This is a genomic window from Algihabitans albus (assembly GCF_003572205.1).
Classification (GTDB): domain Bacteria; phylum Pseudomonadota; class Alphaproteobacteria; order Kiloniellales; family DSM-21159; genus Algihabitans; species Algihabitans albus.
Window position 1 is genome coordinate 1,072,055 of record NZ_QXNY01000002.1, and the last position, 25,239, is coordinate 1,097,293.

Here is a 25,239-nt window from a genome sequence, read left to right on the forward strand (position 1 = left end):
TCACAGTATTCAGGCAGCCCTCCGGAGAGCCGCGATGACCGTTGAGTCCCTCGGATGACCGTTGAGTCCCTCGGCAGCATGACGACCAGCGCCCGACCCAGGCGTAAGCGCACGGCGTCGAACATCGCCTTCCTGGTGCACTCGGCTTCGGGGCTCTGGCTGACCATCCTGCTGGCGGTGGTGATGGTGAGCGGCACGATCACCGTGCTCTACGCCGAGATCGACTGGCTGATCCATTCGGAGATGCGCGTCTCCCCCGGCGAGGAGCGGGTCAATCCCGGTCTACTCTACGACAACCTGCGGGTTGCCTATCCCGATGTCGGCGTGACCAGCGTTCGGACGGGCGCCATGACCGAGCACAGGGCCGCCTCCGCCCTCGTCACCTCGCCGGAAGAGGGCTTTCGCCTGGTCTGGCTCGACCAGTTCGACGGCGCGGTGATCGGCGAGACCCCCTTCGTGACGATCGGGCAGTTCATCAACATCCTGCACACCAACCTCTTCCTGCCGGTGATCGGCCGCTACTTCGTCAACTTCTTCGGCGTCCTGCTGCTGATCTCCATCGTCACCGGCCTGATCACCTACAAAAAGTTCTGGCGCGGCTTCCTGCGCCGCCCCCGCTTCCACCGCGACGCGCGCACCTGGCTGGGCGATCTTCATCGCCTGACAGCCCTTTGGTCGCTCTGGTTCCTGATGATTATCGGTCTGACCGGCACCTGGTGGTTCTACGAGGATCCGCTGGTCAGCGCGGGCGGCGCACCCGACATCGTGGCGGATCGGCCGGCGCCGCCGAGCCTCACGACCGCCGAGCTCGAGGCCCTCGGCCCCGAGACGCCGGAGCCGCGCTCCGGCGCGGAGATCGTCGCCGCCGTGCAGGCCGCCTACCCCGACATGAGGGTGACGACACTTCTGCCGCCGACCATCGCTGACAAGCCCTTCACCGTCGTCGGCGACCGCGGCGAGATCCTGGTCAACGGCGGCGCGAACACGGTTTACGTCAATCCCTACACGGCCGAGATCATGGGCGCGCGCCTGTCCGAGGACTGGACGGCCAGCCAGCGCGTCGACGCCGCCATGCACCCGCTGCATTACGGCACCTGGGCCAAGGGCGGCGCGGGCGATCTGGCCGTCAAGCTGCTCTGGTTCCTGGGCGGCGCCCTAATCAGCTTCCTGACCATCTCCGGCCTGATCATCTATCTCAAGCGCACGCGCCGTGCCGCCGGCACTCTGCTGAGCGGCACCCGGCTCGCCACCGGCCTGCGGCGACTCTGGAACTGGGTGAAGCCCTGGGGCGGCCCCATGGGCGCCTTGAAGTACGTCAATGTCCTGTTCCTGGGCGGCATCGTCGCCGGCGGCATCCTGGTCCTGTCCCTCGGCGCCGAGGGTATCGGCGACCGCGGCCGGCACTTCGAGGCGCGGGCGGCCGGGCCTTTCGAGGTCTCCGCCATCGGGTTGGCCGGCCTGTTGGAGGCCGACCTGCCGCCGGTGCGTCCCGGCGCCGACATGGACGTCTACACGCAGATCGCCGACGGCCGCTTCCGCGATGCCCGCTTCATCCGCGTCGGGCTGACGGACGCCGGCGGCCAGGACCTCGACAGCGAGATCGTCGAAGGCGGAGACGGCAACGCCCACGGCCATGTCCATTTGCCGGAGGCGCTCGAGGGCGTCCGCCTTTGGATCGAGATCGAAGGCTGGGACAGCCAAAGGCACCGCGCCTACTGGCCGCTCGTGCGCGATCCGGAAAGGGCTTCGCCGCAGGGTTAACCGATGCGGTCGTTCGGCAAGACTCCTCTGCGGCGCCGCAATCGACTGCGACGCCCGGGCCGGGTCGTTTCTCTTGGAACGCCGGTTTGTTCAACGGCGCTTGGTGGCATCGTCGAGAATGGATGAGCTGACGATCAAGCATCGTCCGGACGGGGATGCCGGCGAACGGACGGCCGCCAGGTCGAGTTCCGCGCCCGGCCAAGCTTTTCGAACGACCGCTCTGGCCAGCCTGCACCGAGATCACTGGCGCGACCTCTGTCGGTATCTCGCGGCCTCGTTCGGTCAGGGACCGCCGGAGCCCGAGGACATCGCGCAACTCGCCTTTGCCCGGGTCGCGGCGCATGAAGACTTTCGCTCCATCGAGAATCCGAAGGCCTTTCTCTGGCGCGTCGCGCAAAACATCGCCTTGTCGGAAAAGCGGTCGCAGGCCGTTCGAGACCGCCGACCGCAGGAGATCGACGGGCTTCCGCTCGGATCGCGGGACGAGGAGGTCACGCCCGAACGTGTTCTGGTGGCGAAGCAACAGATCGCGGTGATCGCGGCGGCCTTGGACGCAATGCCGGCGAAGCGCCGCCGAATGCTGGTGTTGAACCGGATCGAAGGGCTCAGCTTCGCCGAAATCGCACGGCGCACGAGTCTTTCGCAGACGGCCGTGAAAAAGCACGTCGCCCGCGCCATGATCGATCTCGATGCGATCTTGGCCGAACAGTGACAGCTATCTTTCGAAATACGCGCATCTTTTGAGATACGGGCCAGTGGCTTCCAACGACGAGACGACAGACGCAATCCGGATCGCCGCGCACGACTGGCAAGCCCGGATCGAAGCCGGAGACATGACGCCCGCGGAGAGGCAAGCGTTCGATGCCTGGCTTGCGGCCGACCCTCGGCATCGGTCGGCTTACGACCGTGCGGCACGCTTATGGCGCGAGGTCGCCGGGATCGAAAGAACCGCCCTGCCCTCGCGCAGCCTGCGGCCCCTGCCGCGCGAGCGCTTCATCGCCTGGCGAAGCGCCGACTGGCGGCGTTGGCCCCTGCGCTTCGCCGCCGGCTCGGCCGTGCTCGCGACCTTGCTCCTCGTCATGCTGCTGACCGATCCCACGGCCTTGCTGTCGCCCGACTCGAAACATTTCGAAACGCAGGTCGCCGAAACGCGCGAGATCGCGTTAGCCGACGGCAGCAGCGTCACGCTCGGCGCCCGAACCCGCATTTCGGTCGAGCTGGGTGAGACGGCACGGAACATCCGGCTGCATTCCGGCGACGCCTTCTTCGAGGTGGCGAAGGACTCGGCCCGGCCCTTCATCGTCGAGTCGGACGGCGCCTACATCGAAGCGCTCGGCACGGCCTTCGACGTTCGCCGCAGGCCCGAGCGACTGGGCGTGGCCGTCGCGGAGGGGACGGTGGAGTTCCGCGCCACGGCTCCGAACGACCAAACCGTGTCGACACGGCTGTCGGCCGGTCAGCAGATCTCCGCCGACCGCCAGGGCGTACTCGACGGGATCACCGCGATCCAGCCCGCAACGGTCGGCGCCTGGCGCCGCAGCCGCCTCGTCTACAACGGCGCAGCGCTGTCCGACGTCGTCGCCGACGCCAATCGCTACCACGACGACTGGATCCTTCTACGCGACCGGACGGCGGCGCAGCTCGAAATCACGGCGGTCTTCGACGCGGCGGATATCGATGGCATGCTCGCCGCGCTCGGCGAGGCCCTGCCCATCGTCGTCTGGCGCGCGCCAGGTCCCCTGATCATGATCGGCAGCAGGCCTCCGGACGTGGCGAACTAGATACCCAGAGTCCAAAACCGAGACAAAAATGCCGATGGTCGGTGACGATTCCCTCACCTCAAGCGTCGTTCATTTAGATGCGATTGCGACGCATTAATATTTGTTACGGGGGGAAAGTTCTTGGAGATCCGTTACCTTAGGTCGATCCGCCGCATAGCGCTGCGCGGATTGGTTTCATTGCTGCTGCTCGGTTCATTCGCCGCATCCGGCTCAGCCCAAGAAAATCAGCCGGTTCCAATCGACTTGCCAGCGCAACCTCTGGGGCAGTCGCTGGTCGAGCTGGCCGAGCAGACCGGCGTCACGATCATCACCGAAGACGCCCTGGTCGCGGGCAGAACCGCGCCGCCTCTGTCCGGCGTCATGGCTCCGGAGGAAGCGGTTCGACGTCTTCTCTCCGGAAGCGGTCTGTCGCTACGCATCGGTACGGGCGGCACGGTGATCGTCAGCCGGGCGGAGCCGGAGGCGGGCACCGACGGACCGCTGCAGCTGCAGCCCATCACGGTCGATGCCGTGCTGGGCGGCACCCTGACGGAGAGCTACGCCGCGCCCGACTCCTTCAGCGCGACACGGACGAACACGCCCATCATCGAGACGCCGCAGTCGAGCCAGGCGGTAACACGCCAGGCATTGGAAGATGCCGGGACGACGGAAGTCGCCGACGCCTACGACTACTTGGCCGGAATTCAGCGGGACAACAATATCGGCGGCTTGGTCGGCGACGCCTACCTGGCCCGCGGCTTCGTCGCCGACGATATCCTTATCAACGGCAATCGAAGCGGCCGGCCCTCGACCCTCGATACCGTCAACGTGGAGCGGATCGAGGCGCTGCGCGGCCCTACCGCGACGCTGTTCGGCCGCGCCGATCCCGGCGGTCTCATCAACATCGTCACGAAGCAGCCTCTGTCCGAGCCGCTTTATCAGGCGGAGGTGAGCGGCGGCACTGGAGTTGCAGGCGAAGGCAGCCGCTTCCGCGACATCCGCGCAACCCTGGACAGCGGCGGTCCGATCGACGAACAGGGCCGCGCCCGCTACCGGTTCAACGCCGCTGCCGAACAGGAACGGAGCTTCCGGCAAGACAGCGACAAGACGGTCTTCTTCGCCTCCCCGGTGGTCGACCTGGAATTCGACGACAAGACCGTCGCCAACCTGGAACTGTCCTATCAATACCGGCAAGACGTCTTCGACCGCGGCAATTTCTTCGTGGATGGCGATCTGGACCTGCCGCGAGACTTCTTTCTCGGCGAAGACCAGGACGACGACCAGACATCCCATATCGTGACGGGAGCGCTTCGGGTCGACCGCGAACTTTCGAATGCGGTCAATGCCAGACTGGGCCTCTACGGCAGCTACGGCGACCTGTCGAGCGAGGGGCTAGAACCTAGCAGCGTCATTGGCTCGCAAGTCTCCGCCGCACGTGTGAGCAACGACGGCTCGGACCTGTTCCTAACGGCTCAACCGGAGCTGGTCGCAGAGCTTTCGACGGGATCTATCGGCCATACACTGCTGTTCGGTCTGGACGCGTCCTATCGGGAAAGCGACCTGCTTTTCTTTCGTGGAGCACCCGGAGCCCCCATCGATGCCTTCGCACCGGACTTTCCAGTCGACCTGCCGGACTTCGACTTGTCCGTACCGGGCAATCAGCGCTTCGACTCAAGTTTCACAGCGCGATCTATCGGCGTCTACGCTCAGAACCAGATCGATCTCAGCGAGCAGTGGAAGCTGCTGCTAGGCGCGCGCTGGGATTCCGTCTGGCTGTCGAGCGACATCGAAACCACCTTCAACGCTGGTGCGCTGGTGACGGATGCGCGAGACGAGGATTTCAAGGACAGCGCCTTTCTGCCGCGTGCCGGGCTCGTTTACCAGCCGGTCAAGCAGGTCGGCCTCTATGCCTCCTACTCCGAAAGCTATCGGGCGCCGCCGCCCACCAGTACCCTGCGGGACGCGAACGGCGATCAGGTCGACGCCGAGACGGGGCGCAGCTTCGAAGTCGGCGTCAAACTGGACGCGCTCGAAGGGCGGCTGACTGGGACGTTAGCGGTGTTTCGCACGGAAAAGGAGAACGTCATCGACACGGATCCGGCCGACCCCTTTGCCGTGACCAACCTGGGCGAGGTGCGCAGCCAGGGGGTGGAGTTCGATCTGTCGGGTGAGGTCTTCGACAACTTCAGCCTCGGCGTGACCTACGCCTTCACCGATGCGGAGATCACCGACAACGAAGGCGGCGTGCCGAGCGGGACCAGGCTGCGGAACGTCCCGCGCCATGCCGCCTCCCTGCAAGCCGCCTATCGCTTTACGCAGGGTCCCTTGGACGGTCTGCGGATCTTCGGAGGTGCCGTTTACCAGGGCGAAAAGCCGACGAGCACCGAAGGAGGCTCGCCGCCGGACCTTCCCGACTACGTCCGTCTCGATCTCGGCGCCTCCTATGAGTTCAACGAGAACCTGCAGGCGCGGCTTCAACTTCAGAACCTTACCGATACGGAGTACTACACCAGCGCGAATGGGCAAGACCGGGTAACCGTCGGGCAGCCCTTCAACGCGACGCTTGGTGTCAGGGTGACGTTTTGAGGGGCGCGACCGGCTCGGCGTTCCGTCGCGGAACAGGGGCAACGACCACTAGAAGGTGGTTGGAGAAGGCCTGTCCACCGCCCAAACCCGTCGATAGGCTCAGGCTGAAATATTATCTTTCAACGCCTTAACTCAATTCTGAACAGGTCGAAGGATCTTCATGCTCAGGCGTAGCGGCCTTTTTCAACGGCCTGCTATGATTCGGAGCCACCATCCCGGACGGTGTTCGTCGGCGGGCTAGGGCGGGAGAGGATGAAGGTGGCGGAGAGCCCGAGCACGACCACCTGGACCGCCAGGACCCAGGGCGGGGTGTTCATCGTGAGCGACAGGCCCAGCACGGCGGCGATGGAGAGGAGGCCGAAGATCTTGGCGCGCCGGCCGATCGCGCCGTATACCCTCCAGTCGCGAATCAGCGGACCGAAGACGCGATGCCCGAGCAACCAGTCGTGCAACCGCTCCGACGAGCGGGCGAAAGCGAAAGCCGCGAGCAACATGAAGGGCGTGGTCGGCAGGAGCGGCAGCGCGGCACCGAGGCCGCCCAGAGCCAGCGCCGAGACCCCCACGGCGAGCCAGAACAGACGCAACGGCGAAAGGCGGGAGCGCAGCTTCACCTCACGACGCCGCCGCGTTCGGACTCGGGGTATCGATGCGTGGGAGGTCCTTGGCCATTGCCCTGCATAAATAACGCATAACCGGGAAATAGCAGCCTATCCGTTCGGATTTCGCAGCAGCAGCAGCGTACTCGCTTGTTTTGAGAATGATAACCAATTGCAATATGGATCCGAAAAGGCCATCGTACGGCGCTTCGATATCCGGTGGATCGCAATCGAGGTCGGGGGACGGCGGTGGGGAGCCGAGACTGGTCCAGGGCGCGGGACGGCGAAGAGCCGGCGTGGCTGAACGTCTTCCTGGCCAACCAGAACAAACTTCTCGCCTTTTTCGGGCGCAAGGCCGGCGCGCGAGATCAGCCCCGCGATCTGCTGCACGACCTGTTCGTCAGGATGGCCCAGAACGCCGGCGCGGCCGGCATCGACGACCCGCGCGCCTATATCTTCCGCGCCGCGGCCAACGTAGCGATCGATGCGGCAAGGGCCGACCGCTACCGCAGGGCGGAGGCCCCGCCGCCGCCCGTCGAAGAGCTGCATAGCCGCGATCCTTCGCCGGACGCACTGCAAACCACGATCGACCGGGATCACCTGCGCCGGCTGGACGAGGCGCTCGCCAAGCTGCCGGAGCAAACCCGGGCCATGATCTATCTGTTGCGCATCGAGGGGCAGAACTACGAGGGCGTCGCGGCCCTGTTCGGACTGTCCAAGAGCGCGGTCGAAAAGCGCGTGGCGAAGGCCCTGCAGCGCTGCAAGATCGAGCTGGAGGCCGGAGGTCGCGGCGGGCGGTAAACGACACGATACAGTTTTGGCGCCACCGAACGTCTTAATTCTTTGACAGAGGAACGCTGTTGGACCAACGGTTGAACATGGCCGATCAGCGACCGCCGGAAGATGCGCACGACAAGACCCGGCCGCTGCCCGACCTCCAGGAGCCCGAGCTGCAGCGGCTACGGGGCGGCAAGGCCTTTCCGCCCGGCTTCGATGCGCATGCCATCGCACGCCGGTCCCGCCGCCGCCGCCGGATTCTTCGCGGCGGCAGCCTCGGCCTGCTGACCGCAGTCCTGCTGTTGGTCGCGTTCGATCCCAGCGTCACGGCCGACTACAGCGCCTCGGTCGGTCAGATCGAACGCATCACGCTGCCGAACGGAACGCGCGTCCAGCTCGACAGCGGTGCAGCGATATCCTGGTCGCAGACCGACGCCGAAAGCCGCGTTCGGCTGCACGGCGGCGTCGCACTTTTCGAGACCGCCGGCAGAGTGGAGCGCGCCTTCGTCGTCGAGGTCGGCGATTTGGAGGTTCGACCTGTCGGAACGGTCTTCGCGGTTGCGGCGGAGGGTTTCGGGTGGTCGGCTCTGGTCGAATCCGGGCAGGTCCGGGTCTCCCTGCCGGACAGTGGAGCAAGCAGCCTGATCGGCCCAGGCGAGGCGGCTTCGGTTGCGGGGACAGGCGGGTCATTGAGCAGCGCGGCCATCGACGCCGAGCGAACGCTGGCATGGCGCAACGGCGTCCTGGACTTCAAGAACGCGCCGCTGACCGAGGTTGTCAGGACGCTCGACCGCTACCGTCCGGGACGCATCCTTCTCCTGAGAGAAGACGCGGCGAGAAAACGCTTCGACGGCGTTCTGTCGTTGGACGACATCGATGGAGCGCTGCAAATCGTCGCCGAGTCCAGTGGTCTGGACTTGCTCGCCACCTGGCCGCTGCTGGTCGTTCTCCGCTAAATCGTCGCCGGTATTGCCGTCAGCGTTACGGTTCTCCGTTTTTCATCCGTCATGTCCTTTAGAGCGGTTGCGAAGGGATCGCAACTGGCGGTGTGTTTTCGATCCCAGGGGGCATTGGCATGTGGGTTTTACGGCGCGGGGCGGAGTGTTCGTTCAAGGCAGCGCTCGCGATCGCGGTTTGCTTTACAGCGACCGAGCAGGCGACCGCCCAGGAGAACGGCAAGACGCGAAGCGGGATGACGGCCTCAGCGATTCAATCGGCCCAATCCGGCCAAACGGATGTTCTTCAGATCGACCTTCCATCGCAGTCCTTGAGCGACGCGCTACGGGCCCTGAGCCGGCAAAGCGGCCTGCAGTTCTTCGCCGACAGCGATCTGACCCGAGATCTCACTGCGCCCCCCGTGTCCGGCCGCATGAGCGCCGAGGAGGCCCTGCGGCAGCTGCTAGCCGGCTCAGGCCTAGACTACCGCATCGGCGAGACCGGCGCGGTCACCCTGGAACGGACGGCGGCGCGGCCGGAGAACGGCCCTTTGCGGCTGCAACCCATTACCGTCGATGCCGTGCTTGGCGGCATCGTGACCGACAGCTACGCGGCTCCCGACTCCTTCGGCGCGACGCGGACCGACACGCCGGTCATCGACACACCTCAGTCGACCCAGGCGGTCACGCGCCAGGCGTTGGACGACGCCGGCGCGACCGATATCGCCGATGCCTACGACTATCTGGCCGGGATTCAGCGCGACATCAACGCGGGCGGCGTCTTCGGAGACGCCTACCTGGCGAGGGGTTTCGAGACGGACAACATCCTTTTCAACGGCAACCGCACGGGCCGGCCGGCGACACTCGATACCGCCAACGTCGAGCGCGTGCAGGCCTTGCGCGGCCCAACCGCCGCTCTCTTCGGACGTGCCGATCCCGGCGGTTTGATCAACATCGTGACCAAACAGCCTCTGGCCGAACCATTTTATCAAACCGATCTGAGCTTCGGCAGCGGCTTCTTCGGCGACGGCAACCGCTTTCGCGAGGGCCGTGCCACCGTCGATGCCGGCGGCCCGATCGACTCGGAGGGGCGTCTTCGCTACCGCCTCAACGCCGCCGCAGAGCGGGAAAAGACCTTTCGACAGGATATCGACGAAACGCTCTTCTTCGTCTCCCCGGTCGTGGATTTCGAAATCGACGAAGCGACGGTCGCCAACGTCGAACTGATCTATCAATACCGTCGGGATGTCTTCGACCGGGGCGTCCCCTTCATCGACGGCGAACCCGAGCTGTCCCCGGACTGGAACGTCGCCGAAGGTCAGGACGAGATGCTCGACAAGCACTTCCTGTCAGGCACCTTCCGCCTCGACCGTGAGTTTACCGCGTCCCTTACAGGCCGGATGGGTCTCTACGGAAGCTATGGCTCGCTGGACGGCGAAGGTTTTCAGGTAGCTTCCGTGATGCCGGCGACGGCGCAGCGCCTGGGCTTCGAGGGATCCGACCTTTTCCTGACGGCGCAGCCGGAACTGGTCGCCGAGTTCGGAACAGGCTCGATCGGGCACACTCTTCTGTTCGGCATCGACGCCTCCTACCAAAGGAACCGCAGCAGGATTCCCTTCGGCCTTCGAAGCCCGGCCTTCGATATCTTCGACCCGGACTTCCCCGTGGACATCCCGGAGCTTTCGGCCGGTACCGAGAACCGCTTCAATGAGCGCCTGACCGCAAAGTCCGTCGGAGTCTACATCCAGGATCAGATCGATCTGACCGAGCAATGGAAGCTGCTAGCCGGTCTGCGGTGGGACAACGTCTGGCTAACGGAGGAGTCCTTCACCACAGCCGCAAACGATACCTTCTTGGTCAGCGATCTGGACGAAGACCTGCACGACAACGCCCTGCTGCCGAGAGCCGGAATCGTCTATCAGCCGATCGAGCAGATCGGTCTCTATGCTTCCTACGCCCAGACATACCGCCCGCCGGTGGTCGGCGGGTTGACCGACGCCAACGGCGAGAGAGTGGACCCGGAGGAGGGACGCAGCCTGGAGGTCGGGATCAAGCTGGAGGCCCTTGACGGCAAGCTGGGCGGCACGCTGGCCGCCTTCCGCGCCGACAAGGAAAACGTCCTGGAAGCCGATCCGGGCGACCCCTTCTCCAACGTGAACCTCGGCCGCGTCCGCAGCGAAGGCGTGGAGCTCAACCTGAACGGCGAGATCACCGAGAACTTCAGCCTCGGCCTAAGTTACGCCTACACCGATGCCCGCATCGACAGTAACGACAACCCCAACTTCCCAAGAGGTACGCGCATCAGGAACGTGCCGCGCCACGCCGCCTCCCTGCAGGCCGCCTACCGCTTCACCGAGGGGTCACTGGACGGCCTCAGGCTCTTCGGGGGGGTCGTCTACGAGGGGGAAAAGCCCGCCGACACAACGGCAGCGGACGACACCAGTTTGCCAGACTTCCTGCGCGTCGACCTGGGGGCTTCCTACGACCTGACCGAAAGCATTCAGACCCGGCTTCAGATCCAAAATCTGACCGATAAGGAGTACTACGTCTCCGGCTCGACGGCGCGCAACATCGTCCCCGGCCAACCCTTCAATGCGACTCTGGGCATACGAGTCCGGTTTTGAGAAAGCGGCGGGAGGCCTCTGCGCTGGATCAGCCGAGTCACCCTTGTCTCCTTGTTGGCCGCGGCAAGCCGCGATAAGCTTTCTCGTAGCAGACACAGCCAACCGCTCGCACTCGTGATCGGGCCAGGTGAATGTGTCGTCTGCGAGTACGCTCAGCCCGCGCAGGGTCCTTTCCATGCAGGCCGGCGTCGCGTCAGCAAAGCGAGCACTAACCGAAACGCCGCCATGCGAAAGGATGAGCGCAGATGCGCAGCTTTCTCGATGCCAATTCGAATTTTCGACGAAGCCAAGGCCCGGGAGTTCTATCTGCACTATCTCGGCTTTTCCTGGGACTAGGAGTATCGCTTCCACGAGGATGCGCCGCTCTATGCCCAGGTTTCCCACTCCGGCTTAAGCCTGCACCTGAGCGAGCTCCACGGCGACGCCAGCCCCGGCTCCTTCGCCTTCGTTCCGTTATGGGGAGTCACGGCCTACCTGCGGGAGTTCCGCAGCAAGGACTACGCCTTCATGAATCCCGGGATCGTTGAACAGCCTTGGGGCCGCCAATTGGAGGTCATCGACCCCTTCGGCAACCGCATCAGGTTCTGCGAGCAAGCCGAGCAAAGCTGACGGCGGGGACGCATCAGAAGCGACTCAAGATCGTGACAGGTGCGATCAGCTACGTTGCGCGCCGGTCGCCCTGACCACGGGAATCCAGATGTCACGCTGGCGGCCGTAGTAGGCATCCACCTCGGCCGGTGTCATCGCCGCCGGCACGATGGAGCCGAGATCCTTCAACCGGTCGCGAATGGCGTCCGACTGAACCACGGCATTCACCGCCCGGTTCAGTTCGGAGACGATCTCGTCCGGGGTGCCGGCCGGCGCGGCGATGGAATTCCAGGTCTGCGAGACGAAATCCGGAAGTCCGGCCTCTGAGACGGTCGGAATATCGGGAACGGCCCGCAGGCGCTCCGGCGCGGAGACGCCCAGCGGGCGCACGGCGCCGTCGCGAACCTGCACCACTGCGGTCAGGGAGGGATTGAAGACGAAGCTAAGGCGGCCGGCGATAAGATCGCGCATGGCTTCGCCGCTCTTCGGATAGGGTACGTGGACGATGTCCGTGCCGATTCGGGAGAGAAAGAGCGCGCCGGTGATGTGGGTGGTGGTGCCGGTGGGACCCGAGCCGTACTGGAAGGCGTCCGGATCGGCCTTCATGCGCGCGATCATGTCTTCGAGGTTTTCGGCTGGATCGTCCTTGTTGATACAAAGGATCATCGGCACTTCGTTCATCATGGCGACACCGCGCAGCGTCTGCTTGACGTCGACCGGCAGGGGTTCGAACAGCGCGATGTTGTGGACCAGCTGTGAGGAGGTGCCGACCAGCAGGGTGTAGCCGTTCGGATCGGCCTCGCTGACCGCCTCGGTCGCCTGCATTCCCGACGCCTGCGCAAGGTTCTCGACCAGGATGCGCTGCCCGATGCGCGGTTCGAGCTCGGCCGCGACGATCCGCGCGACCACGTCGGCATTGCCGCCGGCGCCCGAGGCGACGACCAGACGGATCGGGCCGGCCTTGGGCCAATCGTCGGCGCGCGCGGAGCGACCCAGGGTCGAAAGAAACGGCATCGCCAGGGCGGCGGCAAGGAAGCTACGTCTCTTGATCATGGCTGGTGTCCTCTTCTCGCCACGGGGTAAGCTCGCTTCGACCCGTTCGATCTTGCAATTGACGGTCGGCAGCGCGTCAATTATTGAGAGCGATACTCATTATCAATTCCATCAATGCTTTAGCAAGCCGAAACGAAAAATCGAGACATAACAGAGCATTGTCTTCCTCCAACCGTTCGGTCCCACCCGGCAGCTTCGCCAGGACCCTGCTGCCTCCGCTCGCTATTGCCGCCGTCGGCGTGGTGTTTTTCACGCTCGCACAGACCCAGCCGGCCTGGATCGGGCCCGGACCTGGAACCCGGATCGGGCCCGGCCTGTTCGCGCAATGGCTTTCGCTCGGCGTCGTAGGGCTGTCGATGCTCTGGGCAGCCATTGCGCTGGCGGGCCTACGGCGCCCTCGACACACTGAGGCGACGGACGCCACAACCGAGGCTTCCGGGGAGGTTCGCCTTCGCGGAGGCATCGGGCCAGGTTTGGCGCTCCTGGCGGCGGTTTGCCTCTTTGCGCTGCTGCTGCCGGTCGCGGGCCTGATCGTGGCCTGCGCCAGCGCCGCCGCCGTTGCCGGCTGGGGCGCTGGGGACCGCGATCTCCGGGCGCTTGGCTTGTCGGCGCTGCTGGGCGCGGCGGTCGCCGCAGGAATCGGCCTGACTCTCCTGCCGCCGACGACCCGGCTGTGGCCCTGGGGCGTCTTCTGAGATGGGAGAGATCGCAGCCTGGTTCGCGCAGTTCGCAACCGCTCTGACCTTACAGAACGTCGTTCTCTGTTTTACCGGCGCACTGATCGGCACCTTCGTGGGCGTACTGCCCGGCATCGGACCGGCCGCAACCCTAGCACTCCTGCTTCCGGTGACCTTCACGCTGGAGCCGGCCGGCGCCTTGATCATGCTGGCCGCGATCTACTACGGCGCGCAGTACGGCAGTTCGACGACGGCGATCCTGCTCAATCTCCCCGGAGAGACCTCAGGGATCGTCACGGCCCTGGACGGCCACCGCCTAGCGCTGTCGGGGCGCGCGGGTCCGGCCATTGCCATTGCCGCGATTTCCTCCCTCTTCGCCGGCGTGGCGACGGCGGTCTTCATCGCGGTGGCGGCGGGCCCCGTGGCGCAGTGGTCCCTGCTGCTCTCGCCCGCCGGGCTCGCCGGACTGATCGCGCTGGGTCTCTTCGCGGCCGCTGTGATCGCACCCGGTAAACCCTTGCCGGCCGTTATTCTGATCCTGCTGGGGGCCTGCCTCGGCCTGGTGGGCACGGACTCGGGTGGCGGCCTGCCGCGCTTTACCCTCGGGATTACGGAGCTTCGGGACGGCATCGGCTTCGTGCCGTTGGTGATGGGCCTGTTCGGCATCGCGGAGCTGATCCGGGCGCTGGAAACCGGCAGCCGACCCGACCGTATTCCACCGATCGGCTGGCCCTGGCCAACCCGGCGCGACTTACGCGCCAGCCTCGGCCCCACCCTGCGCGGCACCGCGATCGGCGCGGTCCTGGGCGCCGTTCCCGGCGTCAGCACGGTGATGGCGGCCCTGGCAGCGCGCGGCTTGGAGCGCGCCTTCAAAACGCCCGACCAGCCGCTCGGCAACGGCGCCATCGCCGGCGTGTCCGCGCCGGAAGCGGCCAACAACGCCTCGGCGCAAAGCGCCCTCATCCCGCTCCTCACACTGGGCCTGCCGGGCAATCCGGTCATCGCCGTTCTGGCAGGCGCCCTGATGATCCATGGCATGGCCCCGGGCCCCGGGTTTATTCCGAACAACCCGGACCTGTTTCACGCCTTGATCGCAAGCTTCGTGATCGGGAACGTCATGCTGGTGATCCTGAACCTGCCGCTCGCGGCGGTTTGGGCCTCGCTTCTGCGCATTCCCTTTCGCAAACTTGTTCCCCTGATCGTGGTACTGAGCGTTATCGGGGTTCATTCGGTCAACAGCTCGATGTTCGACGTGTGGACCATGCTGGTCTTCGGGATTTTCGGATGGCTGCTGGTGCGCCTCGGCCTGCAGCCAACCCCCATTGTGCTCGGCTACATTCTGGGCCCCGCGCTGGAGGAGTACCTGCGCCGCACCCTCCTGTTCTCGCGCGGCGATCCAACCGTGTTCCTGACCGACCCCTTCAGCCTCGGGTGCCTGCTGCTGATCGCCGCCGGATCGGTCGCCCTGATGGTTCGCCGCCTACGCCGGCTCGCTCGAGGCTGATAGGCGGACCGCAGCGAAGCGGTGTTTCGTAAAGCGCCACGTGCATTGGGCCTTGCGAAGCAGGTGCCTTCTTCGGCAAAGTTGAGAATGCGTATCATTCCTATTGTTCGGATATTTCTTTTGGACGCAGAGATCAGAACCGCGACAAAGACATCGGATGACAGACCGTCCGTGTTCCGCTCGCTGCATATGCAGCCAAGCACGAAGACGCCGGCCTTCGCGCGCAGTCGGCAAGTCGCCGCCGAGCCGGGCCTTCAGATCGTCGAAATCGCGCCCGGCGCAACCCTATCCGCTTTCACCGGCCGTAATTCCAACGACGAGCCGGAACATGCGATCTTTCTGGGAGGCGCCTTCTTTTGTCTGACCTTCGCCGGCTTGCGCGCCAGCCGGGTAGGTACGCGAGAGATCGAGTTTCCATCGCGCGAAAACGCCTTCGCCCTGCTATCCCCGAAGCCGGTCGAACTGACATCGATCGCCGACGCAGAGGTAACCAGACGGAACGTCGCCCTTTTCCTCTCGGCCGAGGTCTTGGACCGTTTGGACATCGATCTGCTGGAGACAAGAAGCCGCCCACCAACGCACGTTCGGCATTGGCGAATGACCTCCGCCGCACGCGGCTTGGCCTTGGCGCTCCTGAGAAGCGGGACCTCCGCGCAGGTTCGGCGCCTGCGTGCCGAAGCCCTGGCCCTGGAACTGCTGGCGGACGTGCAGGAGCAGGAGGGTCACGACTTGGAAGCGTCGCCCGACGGCCTGCAAGCCTCCACCTTGGCGGCCCTGCGGCGGGCGCGCGACCTGATGATCGCCACTCCCTCGGCCGACCACAGCCTGCTGTCGATCGCGACAACGGCCGGCATCAGCCCTACGACCCTGAAGCGCGATTTCCGGAAAGTCTTCGGCATCTCGACCATCGCCTTCCTGCGCAGGGTGCGACTGGAGCAAGGCCGCAGCCTGATCGAACAGGAGGGGCTTTCCGTGTCATCCGCCGCTTACGCCTGCGGGTACGACCATCCCGGCAACTTTGCCCAAGCTTTCCGGAAGCACTTCGGTTTCGCGCCCTCGCAGCTAAGACGCTGAACCGATTGCAGGAGTCTTTGGCCCTCGCGCAACAGTTCCGGCTGTCGCTTCCCTGCAGTCGCGTCGCAATACTGCGAGTCATTCGCAGACGACAGTCGGACCCGCCATGCCCTCGTCCCGTACCTTCGCTCACGCCCTGTGCATTCTCTGCGTCGGTGTCTTGCCGGCAGTGCCAGCCGGCGCGCAGGAGCACGCGACATCGCCGGACACTCAGGCCGAAAGCGGGCCGCTGGTCTTGAGTCCCGTAAAGGTGACGGCGCGCAAACGCGAGGAGTTGCTGATCGACGTGCCGATCGCCGCGACGGTGGTACGACCGGGAAACACGACCCTGTCGTCCTTCGATTCAGCGGGATCGATTTCCCGCGCCGTGCCGAACTTCACGATCAACGATTCCGGCAACACGCGCCTGACTTTCGGCAGCATTCGCGGCGTCGGAATCCTGACGCAACCGCTCAGCCCCGTGGATACGGCGGTCGGCTGGGCGATCGACGGCACAGTGCAGCCGACCTTCGGCAGCAACTCCCAACTGCTCGACATGGAACGGATCGAGGTCTTACGCGGCCCGCAGAACACGCTGTTCGGTCGCGGCACCCAGGGCGGTGCCGTCAATCTGGTGACCAGACGCCCGTCCTTCGACCGTGAGTTCGCGCTCGCGAGCGAGATCGGCGAGAGCGAGTACCGTCAGGTCGATGCCGTCGCCAACGGCGCGCTGCTGCCCGGCCTGGCCGCCGGACGGCTGGCGGTGCGCTACAGCAGCTATGGCGGCGACATCGAGAACATCTCGACCGGCGGCCAGGATGGCGAAACCGATCTCGGCGCCGCGCGCGCCAGCCTTCTGCTCACCCCGAACCAACGCACGACCGCGATCTTGCGCGGCTACTACGAAGACGATCGCCGTGACACGCCCGCATTTCTTCTTCGGGACTCCTCCGATTTCCCCGGCTCGGCCATCACCCCGGAGAACCGGCTGGACCGCCGCCTCGTCAACGCATCCCTGGAAATCGAGCACGACTTCGACAAGGTGCTCCTGACGTCGGTGTCCAGCTTCCACAGCAACAAGCAGGAATTCACGAGCGACCTGTCCGACGGACTGATCTTCGGCGCGCTTACAGGGCTGCCGACAAGCGCCTTCGACACGCCGGGACAAAGCGAACGACGAGCCGAAATTTCCGAGACCGCCTTTCAGCAGGAACTGCGCCTTTCGTCTCTCGGCTCTTCGGACGTTCAGTGGCTTGTCGGAGGCAACCTCTACTACTCCGACCTGGAGTTGGACGGCAACGACCGCGACCCTCTCTCTCCCTTCAACAACGGCCTGGTCGACACCAGCATCGATACCCTTAGTTATGCGGCCTTCGGAGAAGCAGGCTTCCCCCTTTTCGGCCCGCTGTCCGGGACGGTCGGACTGCGCGTGGGTCGAGACGAGCAGGATCTGGAGAGCCTCTTCATTTCGCGCGGAAACCCGGGCATCGTCCCCCGTTTCGCCGAAGAGGGGCGGTTCGAAGATACCTATGTGGTCGGCGGCGCATCGCTGACCTACAGCATCAGCCCGAGCCACAACGTCTACACCTCCGTCCGCCGCGGCCACACGACCGGCGGTTTCGCGACCCTGAACCGCAACCAGTTCTTCGGACAGCCACAGGACGCCCGCCCCGCTTCGGAGTCCTGGACCTACGAGGTGGGTGCCAAGCTCGAGTTCTGGGACGGCCGGCTTCGCCTCGACGGCGCGGCCTTCTTCAACGACATCGAAGACGCTGCCCTGATCTCCTTCGATCCCGGACAGAGCCTCTCGGTCCCCGTACCCTTGAACTACGAGTCCTACGGCTTCGAACTGGAAGGCGCGGCGCAACTCGGCGCGGGCTTCACGCTGCGCGGCGGCGTAGGCTTCACCGAGGCGGAGTTCGTCGACGTCGAGGAGGGCGATATCTCCGGCGCGCGGGACGGAGAGCAGGTGCCGAACGTACCGCGCTGGACGACCTCCCTGTCGCTCGAGAACAGTACACCCGTCTCCCTTGTCGGAGAGGATCCGGAGGTCCTGGGCAGGTTCGAGTGGCAGTACAGCGGCGAACGCGCCGCAGACGTCAGCAACAGCTTCACCCTCGACAGCTACCATGTCCTGAACGCCCAAGTCGGCGTCGCCTTCGACGGCGTCTCGTTCTACGGCTTCGCCCGGAACCTGACCGACGAGCGGTTCGAGACCCTGGGCGTGCGCTTCGGTCCCGAGGTGGAAGCCGTCTCGGTCGGACGCGGACGGGTTCTCGGCATCAGCGCGAGCCTGAGGTTCTGACCCCATGGTATTGGCCGCCCTCGCGGTTCTGACGGCGGCGCAGTACCTCGCGCTGTTCTTTTTCTACGGAGCTGTCCCCGCCATCTTGCGGCAGTCCGGCGCTTCACTCGAACTTCTCGGCTTTTTCGGCCTCGCCTACGGCGCCTTCGCGCTCAGCTTTCTCTGGGCGCCCTACGTAGATCGTCTGCAGTTTACCCGTCTCGGCCGGCGGCGCACCTGGATTCTGGCTATGCAGTTCCTGGCGCTGGCCTTCGTCGGTCTCGCTCTCCGGCTCGATCCTGCCGAGGATGCCCTGGCTCTTCTGATTGTGGCCTTTGCCGTGTCTTTCGCCGCCGCCACCCAGCGTATCGCGACACTCGGCTACGCCGTCGAAAGCCTCGCACCCCAGCGGCGCGCCTGGGGCAGTACCGCCATCGGTTGGGGCGGCGCCATCGGTCTGCTACTCGGCGGCAGCGCCATGCTGATCGTTGTCGAGCGGTTCGGCTGGTCGACCGCTTGCCTCATTCTGATTGTCGTCATCGCCACTCTGCTGCTGCTTTTGCCCCTGCTCCGCGAGCCGTCCGCAGCCGCTAACGAAGACAGCCCCCGAGCATCGCTCGCCGAACTGCTGCGACGCCCTGAAACGAGGAGAGTTCTGGCAGTGGCCCTGCCGCTTTCCTTCGCCAAGGGTCTGTCCTTCACCTTGATGCAGCCTCGGCTCGTGGATCTTGGTGTGGGGCTGAGCGAGATCGCGCTCGCCGTGGGCCTGGCGAACGCGGCCGGCTTCATGATCGTCGGGCCGGCCGTCAGCCTGGCCCTGACCAGGCTCTCCCTTGCGACCGCCTTTCGCTGGATGGCCGCAAGCTCCACCGCCGCGCTGTCGCTCATCGCTCTCATCGAGTTCACGGGGCATCCGACCGTCGCCCTCGCAGTCTCGTCGGTCGTCCTGCTGTTCGCGGCCTTCACCGTCATGCAGGTAGTGATCACAACGCTTTTTATGACCTTGAGCGACCGTATGCAGGGGGGAACCGACCTGACGACCTTCCTGGCGCTCTTCGCCCTGGGCGCCCTTCCCGGAACCGTCGCGGGAGGTTTCATCGCCGGCTCCTTCGGCTATGGCGCGGGTTTCGCCGTCGGGGCGCTCAGCTGTTTCTGTGGCTTCGTGATCTCACGCCTGCTGCCGCTCGCGCTGCGGCTATCGAGGGAGACGGACCCGGCTATCGAGACATACCGCTGAATCTGGCTTGGAGCAGCAAATGGACGAACCGATGCAAGCCCCTGACGACCCCTCCCGACAAGATCGGACCAGTGACGCCCCTGCACAGGGAGATACGGGGCCGAATGACACGGAACGCAATGCCGAAGCACAGGCGGCTCTCGCCGAAGACGTCGAAGCGCTCTTGGCAACCTTTCAGGATCGTTTGCTCGAGCGGGACTTCGATGCCTTGCGAGAGCTGATGACCGACGACTTCACCTACGTCGACCAGAAGGGCTTTACCCTGGACCGGCCCTCGCTTTTGGAACGGGAACGTCGGGGCGCCGAAAACAAGCCGGAAACGGAAATCCAACATCGCCTCCTGAGCGCGACGGGCGACGGCCGCTCCGCGGAAGCCTTAGTCGAGCTGCGGTTCCGGACTGTGATACGGCGCGGATCGTCTGAAACCGTCTACGAAGGCCGAGGCCGCGAACGAGTGACTCTAGCGCGAGAAGCTTCAAGCTGGCGTTTCAAGGCCGTTGTGATCGAGGAGCAGAAGATGACGCGTAACGGACAGGCGGCGGGCGAGGAAGCTATCGAGGAGATGCACCGCGGCAGCTAAGCGTTCCAGGACACCGCGATTTTACGACTCTTCGGGACGCACGATGTTGGGCCCGAGGCGTTCAAGGACGTCGCGCGCATCGAAGGCGTTCGGATCGTCGACCGGCTTTTCGCCCTGACGCACGACGATCTGGGCGTAGGCGGTGAAACGGTCGCGCGGCCGCGTGGTGGCCGTGGCAAAGCTCGGACCGGCGAAGCCTCTGCCGTAGAAAGGCGAACCGCCGAACCGGGAGAAACTGCCGAATCCGGAACCCGTTGTGCGGAAGCTGGTTAAGCGTTCGGTGTCGCGATCGACAAGCAGGAAGTAGTCTTGCCCCTTATCCAGCGTCACCTCGGCAGCGCGGTAAAGCAGGAAATCCTCGACCGTCTCCCGCGGTGTGGAACTGTTGCCGGCGAAGCTGACCCGATAGCGGTCCGTTTCCAGCGGCTGGACGGCGTAGCCGAAACGATCCTCGACCGGCTGGTAAGGGGTCGGACTTGCGCAGGCGGCCAACAAACACAGCAAAGCGACGGCAAGAAGACTGCGACAGACGATAGGCTTCATGAGATTCACCGCTCCGAACGTGTGTTTCCGTCGGCAGACCGGGTCTCTTGAGGTCCTCAAGACGTCCGACAGCTTCTGTAAAACAGAAGCTATCCCGATCTTGGCGCGACGCAGTGAGTCGCTTCACAAGATCTAGGATCGCTTCGCAGGGGATCCAGAGCGGCCGAGGAGGATAGCGGCGAGACCCCGTCGGTCGATGGCTGCCGGCTACCACCGCATCGAATAGCGGATGTTCAGTGTGGTTCCCGGAAAGGGGACGTTGGTGATCTGGCCCAGAGTGTTGCTCCGATTGGTCTGGGCCGTCGGATTGAACTCCTCGGTGTTGAAGAGGTTTTCCACGCCGAGCCGCAATCGCCCCGGCCCGACCTCGGCCTCGGAATAGACGTCGACGAAGGTCAGCGGCTTGACGCCGGATCTGTCCAACTGAGGACTGGCGTCGGCCGAGGTCTGGTGAGACACCTGAATCCGGTTCCGCCACCAGGAAAAGGGCTTGTACTCGACGTATCCGGTAAACCTCAGAGGCTGGATACTGTCGGCACTGAGATCGACGGTGTCGCCGTTTTCCAGTTCCGTCATGCCTTCGCTGAAGGAGAGGCTCCCGCCGAAGCCCCACTCCTCCCATGGCTGGGTGTCCAGCGTGATCTCGGCGCCCCAGATTTCTTGCGGCCTTCTGACCGGTGCCGCGAAGCCGCTGTCGGGCACGACAGTGAACTGATTGGCCAGATCGGACTCGCTGTAGAACAGCGAGGCCGTGGCCTGGATCTTCCGCCAGCCCCCACGGACGCCAACTTCGAACTGGTCGGTTGTCGCCGGTTCCGGCCTGATGTCGTCGGCCGACGTAATGGTCGTCAGACGGGGCGCACGGGCGAGATCGAGGACATCCGCAGCTTGCGAGAAGCTGCCGTAGAGCTCGACCTCGTCGGTCACGAAGTAGATCAGACCGGCGTTGAACAGCGCCTGATCGAAGTTCACGTCACCACCTTCGAAGTTACCGCCGAAGGCGGGCGCCAGATTGGCCGAGCCGATTTCGACGTCGGTCGCTTCATAGCGAACTCCGCCGGTGATGAGAAAGTCCTCCAGAAAAGGCGCCCGCAGTTGCGCGAAGACGGCGCGACTGGTTTCGATGGCATCCGGAACGATGAAAGCGAAAGGAACGGCGGGGTCGATCGTCTCCTCGGCGTCGTAGACGAAGCGCTGGAGGTCCCCGCCCCAGGTCACGGTGGAACCGGAAAACCAGCCGTTGTCCAGAAAGGCGAGAGGTGTCTCGATGTTGAGACGCCCGCCGAGCCGGCGGTTTTCCTCGCGAACCTGTATGAACAGCGGCGGCACGATTTCAGCGGGAAGCTGCTGCAACACGCGGTCCTGGTAGAACAGCGTCAGATCGAGGCGGTTGCCCAGAATATCGTCGTTTTCATAGCTGGCGGTTCCGACGTATTGGCGCCGGAAGGAGTCCTGAAAGGCCTCGCCGATGTCCTCGAAACGCGCCGTGGAGGTCTTGCGGCCGGTATCGACGTCTCCATCCGCCACCGCGACGAACTCCGGATCCTGGGAGGTCTTCACATAGAAATGCGTCGTCTTGATTCTCTGATCCTCATCGAGATTGAAAACGAGGTTCGTATTCACATCGATCACATTGCTGTTGGGAAAGGTATTGTCGCTGTCAGGCAGCGGATCCCCGTCTGGATCGAACAGCGACTGGTTGATCTCCCCTCCCACTTCCACCCAGTAATCCAGGCGATCCAGAGAACCGGTCGCGCTCTGCCGCACCTCTGGACTGACGCTGTCGGCGATATCGGTCGGCTGCAGCGAGAGACCGACTGTCGTCTCGAGCTGCATCTCGCCGGGAATCGGCTCGGGGGTGCGAAAATTCACGGCGCCGCCGCTGGCCCCGAAACCGAAGGTCGCGTCCGCGCCGCGCACCACCTCGACCCGCCGAAAGGCCGACGCCGGCAGATCGAAGATTGAGTTTCCCGTCGGTCGAAACCTTTGATTGATCTCGATATTGTTGATCCGGACAGAAACGTCGCGGCCGCGAAGCGTGGCGGTGCTGCCGAGAGGACTTGTAAAGTTGAGGCCGGGCACGACCTTTGCCAAGCCACCGACGGCGTCCCTTTGAAACGATGGCTGAGCATCGAGATCGCTCTGGCCGAGCACCGTGTTGGAGGAGGGAAGCTCCGAGATCGGCGTGGCGAAGCGGGCCCCTGTCACGGTTACGGGATCGAGCCGCAGCGGCGCGTCTTCGCCCGCGCTCCCCTCTTGCGGAGCGGTCTGCGCCAGGGTCACGGTAGTGGTGTCGGTGAAACGGTAGGTGAGTCCGGTTCCGGCGATCAGGAGCTGCAGCGCCTGCTCGGGCCTGTAGCTACCCTGGAGGCCGCGCGTTTCCAGACCCGCCGTCAGGGCGGCCGGATAGAGCAGTTGCAGATCGACCGCCTGCGAGAAAGCCAGCAGTGCGGTCTCCAGATCGCCCGCCGGCAGATCGAACCATTGCTCGGGCTCCGTAAGCTGTGCGAGCTGATGTCCGGCGAGTTCGAAGCGAAGTTCCGCGCCGGCGTTGAACTCCTTAAGACGACGCTGCCAGTCCTCGGCTTGGACTGGGGCGGAGATTAGAAGAGGTAGTAGCCAGACACCGAGCAGAAGAGCGCGCGCCTCGCCCAGTCCCAGCCTCTCGGTATCTAGATTCTCCCGGTCTCGCCGTCCGCTGCTCTCCGTCATCGCCCCGCCCCAGCTCCCTACCACTGTCCGAAATCGCGCAGATACAGGCGTCGGCAGCCACTCCCCTGGCGCCGACCCTACTGACTAGACGGCTGGAGAGGTCAACCTCCTGACCTCCGGAGTCGAAAAAGTGAATTGGCCGGGCACCAGCGCGGGGACTGCGGACGAGGCAAGGCCGGTCGAGCGCGTGGAGCGGCGTTGGCCAACAGGCTCACACTTTACTGTGCAGCTTCGACCGGGCGACGGACAAGACGATAGGTCTTGTCGCGCGAAGGGAAACATTCGACTGCATCCAAATCGGAAAATTACCGCGCGAGAAGATAATTTTCGTGTAGGCAAAGGCAACGAAGAGCGCAGTTTACTGAGAATTAACCTTAGAAAAGACATACTATAATAAAATGGCACTTCTTATATTATGCTCTATCAATAGTAGAGTGGAACGACAGGATGGAGTTTCGGGCGTTCACCGCCGAGCCGTTCACGCGGCCCCATTATCGCGTGGTCGTCGTCGATGACGATCCGGATGATTTTCTGACTGTCGCCAGACTGTTGTCGGCGTCCGGCCAGGCGCAATTCCAACTGACCCATATCGACAGCGCGCGTTCGGCTGCCGAACGTCTCGCGTCCGAGAGCTACGACGTCGCTCTGGTCGACTACTTTATCGATCAATCTCTCGGCACGGATCTCGTGTCCGCACTCGGCGGCATGAACTCCGACCTGCCGTTTATCATGCTGACCGGAAGCGACGGTGCGGCCCTGGACGTGGAGGCACTGAACTCCGGCGTTGTCGATCTCCTGGAGAAGTCCGAGATCTCGACGCAAAGCCTGTCTCGCTCGATCATCTATGCCCATTCCCGTTTCCAGTTCGAACAGCAATTGCGTAAGAGCCGGGCCGAGCTTCAAGCTGAGAAAGAAAAGGCCGTCGCCGCCAGCAACGCGAAGAGCGACTTCCTGGCACGCATGAGTCACGAACTGCGCACGCCCTTGAATTCGATTCTTGGGTACGCCGAGATGATCTCCCTAGGCATCCACGGGCAGTCTGCCGATGATCTCAGACGCTATGGCGAGTACATCCATACAAGCGGCAACCACCTGCTGTCTCTGATCAACGATCTACTGGATATCAGCCGCATCGAGGCCAACGAATACAAAATCGACCCGTGCATCTTGAGCTTGGAAGAAGAAGCCAAGACGGTCGCCGCCTTGATCGCCCCGACCGCCGATGCCCGCAGCGTGCGGCTGGTCCTCGATCCCTCGCTCTCAGGCGTCCGTGTAAACGCGGATCCGCGTGCATTTTACCAGATACTGCTGAATCTGCTTTCCAACGCGGTGAAGTTCACGCCGCCCGCCGGCACGGTCAAGGTGGCAGCAACTTCAACAGCAAAGGCTGTTCGCATTCATGTCGAAGATACCGGTATCGGGATCAAAGCCGAAGACATCGATACCGTGCTGAAGCCCTTCGGCCAAGTGGCGAACCCGCTCTCGAAACCGCGCGACAGTACCGGCCTCGGCCTGCCGATCGTGTGCTCCTTGGTCGAGCTTCATGGCGGCAGCTTGAGCTTGAAGAGCACTCCTGGCGAGGGCACGCAAGTCGTGGTGACCCTGCCGCGCTAGAGAGGGACGTGACTACAGCCCGCCGCTGGAGCGTCTGGAGTCACCCGCCTTGGCATTCCCTCTCGGCGTTGTCCTTCCTGGCGCACCTGGCTTGCAGATAGTCAGAGAAGGATGCGACGGTGCAATCGTAGAAAAGAGACACGGGATTGCCGGCATTCGTTACCTGCTTCGACTTGTGCCGCAGCGTCGTGGCGATCTTGCGGCGGCCATCGTGGGTTCGGTCCTGGACGAAGTCATAGCTCTAGCCGTCAGCCCTGGATGCCCGACACCCTGCTGCATTCGGGCCGCGTCCCACGCGCGGTTGAAGGCCGGCCCTGAAAGTCGACTTCGCGGATCCAAGGCGGCGGTTGACGAA

Annotated in this window: 18 protein-coding genes and 1 pseudogene; 15 read left to right on the forward strand and 4 right to left on the reverse strand. The window is 64.3% G+C overall.

The annotated features are described in order from the left end of the window. Positions 1–54: 54 nt before the first annotated feature. From DBZ32_RS06620 to DBZ32_RS06635, 4 genes are all read left to right on the forward strand, one after another. A complete protein-coding gene (locus DBZ32_RS06620) occupies positions 55–1,761 on the forward strand; it encodes a PepSY-associated TM helix domain-containing protein (RefSeq protein WP_119166264.1) in 1,707 nt (568 codons plus the stop codon). Positions 1,762–1,879: 118 nt separating this feature from the next. Beyond that, the gene (locus DBZ32_RS06625) at positions 1,880–2,473 is read left to right on the forward strand and encodes an RNA polymerase sigma factor (RefSeq protein WP_162906600.1); all 594 of its coding nucleotides are present in this window, start codon (positions 1,880–1,882) and stop codon (positions 2,471–2,473) included. A gap of 43 nt (positions 2,474–2,516) precedes the next feature. Next, complete coding sequence (locus DBZ32_RS06630) at positions 2,517–3,542, forward strand: FecR family protein (RefSeq protein ID WP_162906601.1); 1,026 nt, start codon at positions 2,517–2,519, stop codon at positions 3,540–3,542. A gap of 243 nt (positions 3,543–3,785) precedes the next feature. Then, entirely contained in the window at positions 3,786–6,107 is a 2,322-nt protein-coding gene (locus DBZ32_RS06635) for a TonB-dependent siderophore receptor (RefSeq protein WP_162906602.1), read from the forward strand. A 194-nt stretch (positions 6,108–6,301) separates the two neighbouring features. On the opposite strand, the gene DBZ32_RS06640 is transcribed toward DBZ32_RS06635, so the two are convergent. Then, positions 6,302–6,718 (reverse strand): YbaN family protein, encoded by a 417-nt coding sequence (locus DBZ32_RS06640; protein WP_235830070.1) that lies wholly within the window; start codon positions 6,716–6,718, stop codon positions 6,302–6,304. Positions 6,719–6,952: 234 nt separating this feature from the next. Here DBZ32_RS06640 and DBZ32_RS06645 point away from each other — a divergent pair, with 234 nt between their 5' ends. The 4 genes and pseudogenes from DBZ32_RS06645 to DBZ32_RS22415 all read left to right on the forward strand — a co-directional run. Beyond that, positions 6,953–7,504 carry an RNA polymerase sigma factor gene (locus tag DBZ32_RS06645; RefSeq protein WP_162906603.1) on the forward strand — a complete coding sequence of 184 codons (552 nt, stop codon included), beginning with the start codon at positions 6,953–6,955 and terminating at the stop codon, positions 7,502–7,504. Between the two features lie 77 nt (positions 7,505–7,581). Continuing rightward, positions 7,582–8,436 carry a FecR family protein gene (locus DBZ32_RS06650; RefSeq protein WP_119166269.1) on the forward strand — a complete coding sequence of 285 codons (855 nt, stop codon included), beginning with the start codon at positions 7,582–7,584 and terminating at the stop codon, positions 8,434–8,436. Positions 8,437–8,672: 236 nt separating this feature from the next. Further along, entirely contained in the window at positions 8,673–11,039 is a 2,367-nt protein-coding gene (locus DBZ32_RS06655; RefSeq protein WP_162906604.1) for a TonB-dependent siderophore receptor, read from the forward strand. Between the two features lie 348 nt (positions 11,040–11,387). Continuing rightward, positions 11,388–11,648: pseudogene (locus tag DBZ32_RS22415) on the forward strand (glyoxalase superfamily protein); the annotation flags it as partial. Positions 11,649–11,693: 45 nt separating this feature from the next. Here the strand turns inward: DBZ32_RS22415 and DBZ32_RS06665 are convergent. After that, complete coding sequence (locus DBZ32_RS06665; protein ID WP_119166271.1) at positions 11,694–12,680, reverse strand: Bug family tripartite tricarboxylate transporter substrate binding protein; 987 nt, start codon at positions 12,678–12,680, stop codon at positions 11,694–11,696. 158 nt (positions 12,681–12,838) lie between these two features. Here DBZ32_RS06665 and DBZ32_RS06670 point away from each other — a divergent pair, with 158 nt between their 5' ends. From DBZ32_RS06670 to DBZ32_RS06695, 6 genes are all read left to right on the forward strand, one after another. Continuing rightward, the gene (locus tag DBZ32_RS06670) at positions 12,839–13,375 is read left to right on the forward strand and encodes a tripartite tricarboxylate transporter TctB family protein (RefSeq protein ID WP_162906605.1); all 537 of its coding nucleotides are present in this window, start codon (positions 12,839–12,841) and stop codon (positions 13,373–13,375) included. Between the two features lies 1 nt (position 13,376). Then, entirely contained in the window at positions 13,377–14,861 is a 1,485-nt protein-coding gene (locus DBZ32_RS06675) for a tripartite tricarboxylate transporter permease (RefSeq protein ID WP_119166273.1), read from the forward strand. Positions 14,862–15,032: 171 nt separating this feature from the next. Further along, on the forward strand, positions 15,033–15,935 hold the full coding sequence (locus DBZ32_RS06680) for a helix-turn-helix domain-containing protein (RefSeq protein ID WP_162906606.1): 903 nt from the start codon (positions 15,033–15,035) through the stop codon (positions 15,933–15,935). 106 nt (positions 15,936–16,041) lie between these two features. Then, a complete protein-coding gene (locus DBZ32_RS06685) occupies positions 16,042–18,219 on the forward strand; it encodes a TonB-dependent receptor (RefSeq protein WP_119166275.1) in 2,178 nt (725 codons plus the stop codon). A 4-nt stretch (positions 18,220–18,223) separates the two neighbouring features. After that, complete coding sequence (locus tag DBZ32_RS06690) at positions 18,224–19,435, forward strand: MFS transporter (protein ID WP_119166276.1); 1,212 nt, start codon at positions 18,224–18,226, stop codon at positions 19,433–19,435. 19 nt (positions 19,436–19,454) lie between these two features. Beyond that, entirely contained in the window at positions 19,455–20,015 is a 561-nt protein-coding gene (locus tag DBZ32_RS06695; RefSeq protein WP_119166277.1) for a nuclear transport factor 2 family protein, read from the forward strand. Between the two features lie 21 nt (positions 20,016–20,036). Here the strand turns inward: DBZ32_RS06695 and DBZ32_RS06700 are convergent, their stop codons facing one another. After that, the gene (locus DBZ32_RS06700; protein ID WP_208539119.1) at positions 20,037–20,558 is read right to left on the reverse strand and encodes a CC0125/CC1285 family lipoprotein; all 522 of its coding nucleotides are present in this window, start codon (positions 20,556–20,558) and stop codon (positions 20,037–20,039) included. Between the two features lie 207 nt (positions 20,559–20,765). Continuing rightward, a complete protein-coding gene (locus tag DBZ32_RS06705) occupies positions 20,766–23,270 on the reverse strand; it encodes a TonB-dependent receptor domain-containing protein (RefSeq protein ID WP_119166278.1) in 2,505 nt (834 codons plus the stop codon). A gap of 447 nt (positions 23,271–23,717) precedes the next feature. On the opposite strand from DBZ32_RS06705, the gene DBZ32_RS06710 reads away from it, so the two are divergent. Continuing rightward, complete coding sequence (locus tag DBZ32_RS06710; protein ID WP_119166279.1) at positions 23,718–24,884, forward strand: ATP-binding response regulator; 1,167 nt, start codon at positions 23,718–23,720, stop codon at positions 24,882–24,884. Positions 24,885–25,239 lie beyond the last annotated feature (355 nt).

Bases quoted from the DNA above. Each gene is read 5' to 3' on its own strand.
- DBZ32_RS06620 (WP_119166264.1), top strand. From the start codon at position 55: ATGACCGTTGAGTCCCTCGGCAGCATGACGACCAGCGCCCGACCCAGG.
- DBZ32_RS06625 (WP_162906600.1), top strand. From the start codon at position 1,880: ATGGATGAGCTGACGATCAAGCATCGTCCGGACGGGGATGCCGGCGAA.
- DBZ32_RS06650 (WP_119166269.1), top strand. From the start codon at position 7,582: ATGGCCGATCAGCGACCGCCGGAAGATGCGCACGACAAGACCCGGCCG.
- DBZ32_RS06655 (WP_162906604.1), top strand. From the start codon at position 8,673: ATGACGGCCTCAGCGATTCAATCGGCCCAATCCGGCCAAACGGATGTT.
- DBZ32_RS06665 (WP_119166271.1), bottom strand. From the start codon at position 12,680: ATGATCAAGAGACGTAGCTTCCTTGCCGCCGCCCTGGCGATGCCGTTT.
- DBZ32_RS06675 (WP_119166273.1), top strand. From the start codon at position 13,377: ATGGGAGAGATCGCAGCCTGGTTCGCGCAGTTCGCAACCGCTCTGACC.
- DBZ32_RS06685 (WP_119166275.1), top strand. From the start codon at position 16,042: ATGCCCTCGTCCCGTACCTTCGCTCACGCCCTGTGCATTCTCTGCGTC.
- DBZ32_RS06690 (WP_119166276.1), top strand. From the start codon at position 18,224: ATGGTATTGGCCGCCCTCGCGGTTCTGACGGCGGCGCAGTACCTCGCG.
- DBZ32_RS06695 (WP_119166277.1), top strand. From the start codon at position 19,455: ATGGACGAACCGATGCAAGCCCCTGACGACCCCTCCCGACAAGATCGG.
- DBZ32_RS06700 (WP_208539119.1), bottom strand. From the start codon at position 20,558: ATGAAGCCTATCGTCTGTCGCAGTCTTCTTGCCGTCGCTTTGCTGTGT.
- DBZ32_RS06705 (WP_119166278.1), bottom strand. From the start codon at position 23,270: ATGACGGAGAGCAGCGGACGGCGAGACCGGGAGAATCTAGATACCGAG.
- DBZ32_RS06710 (WP_119166279.1), top strand. From the start codon at position 23,718: ATGGAGTTTCGGGCGTTCACCGCCGAGCCGTTCACGCGGCCCCATTAT.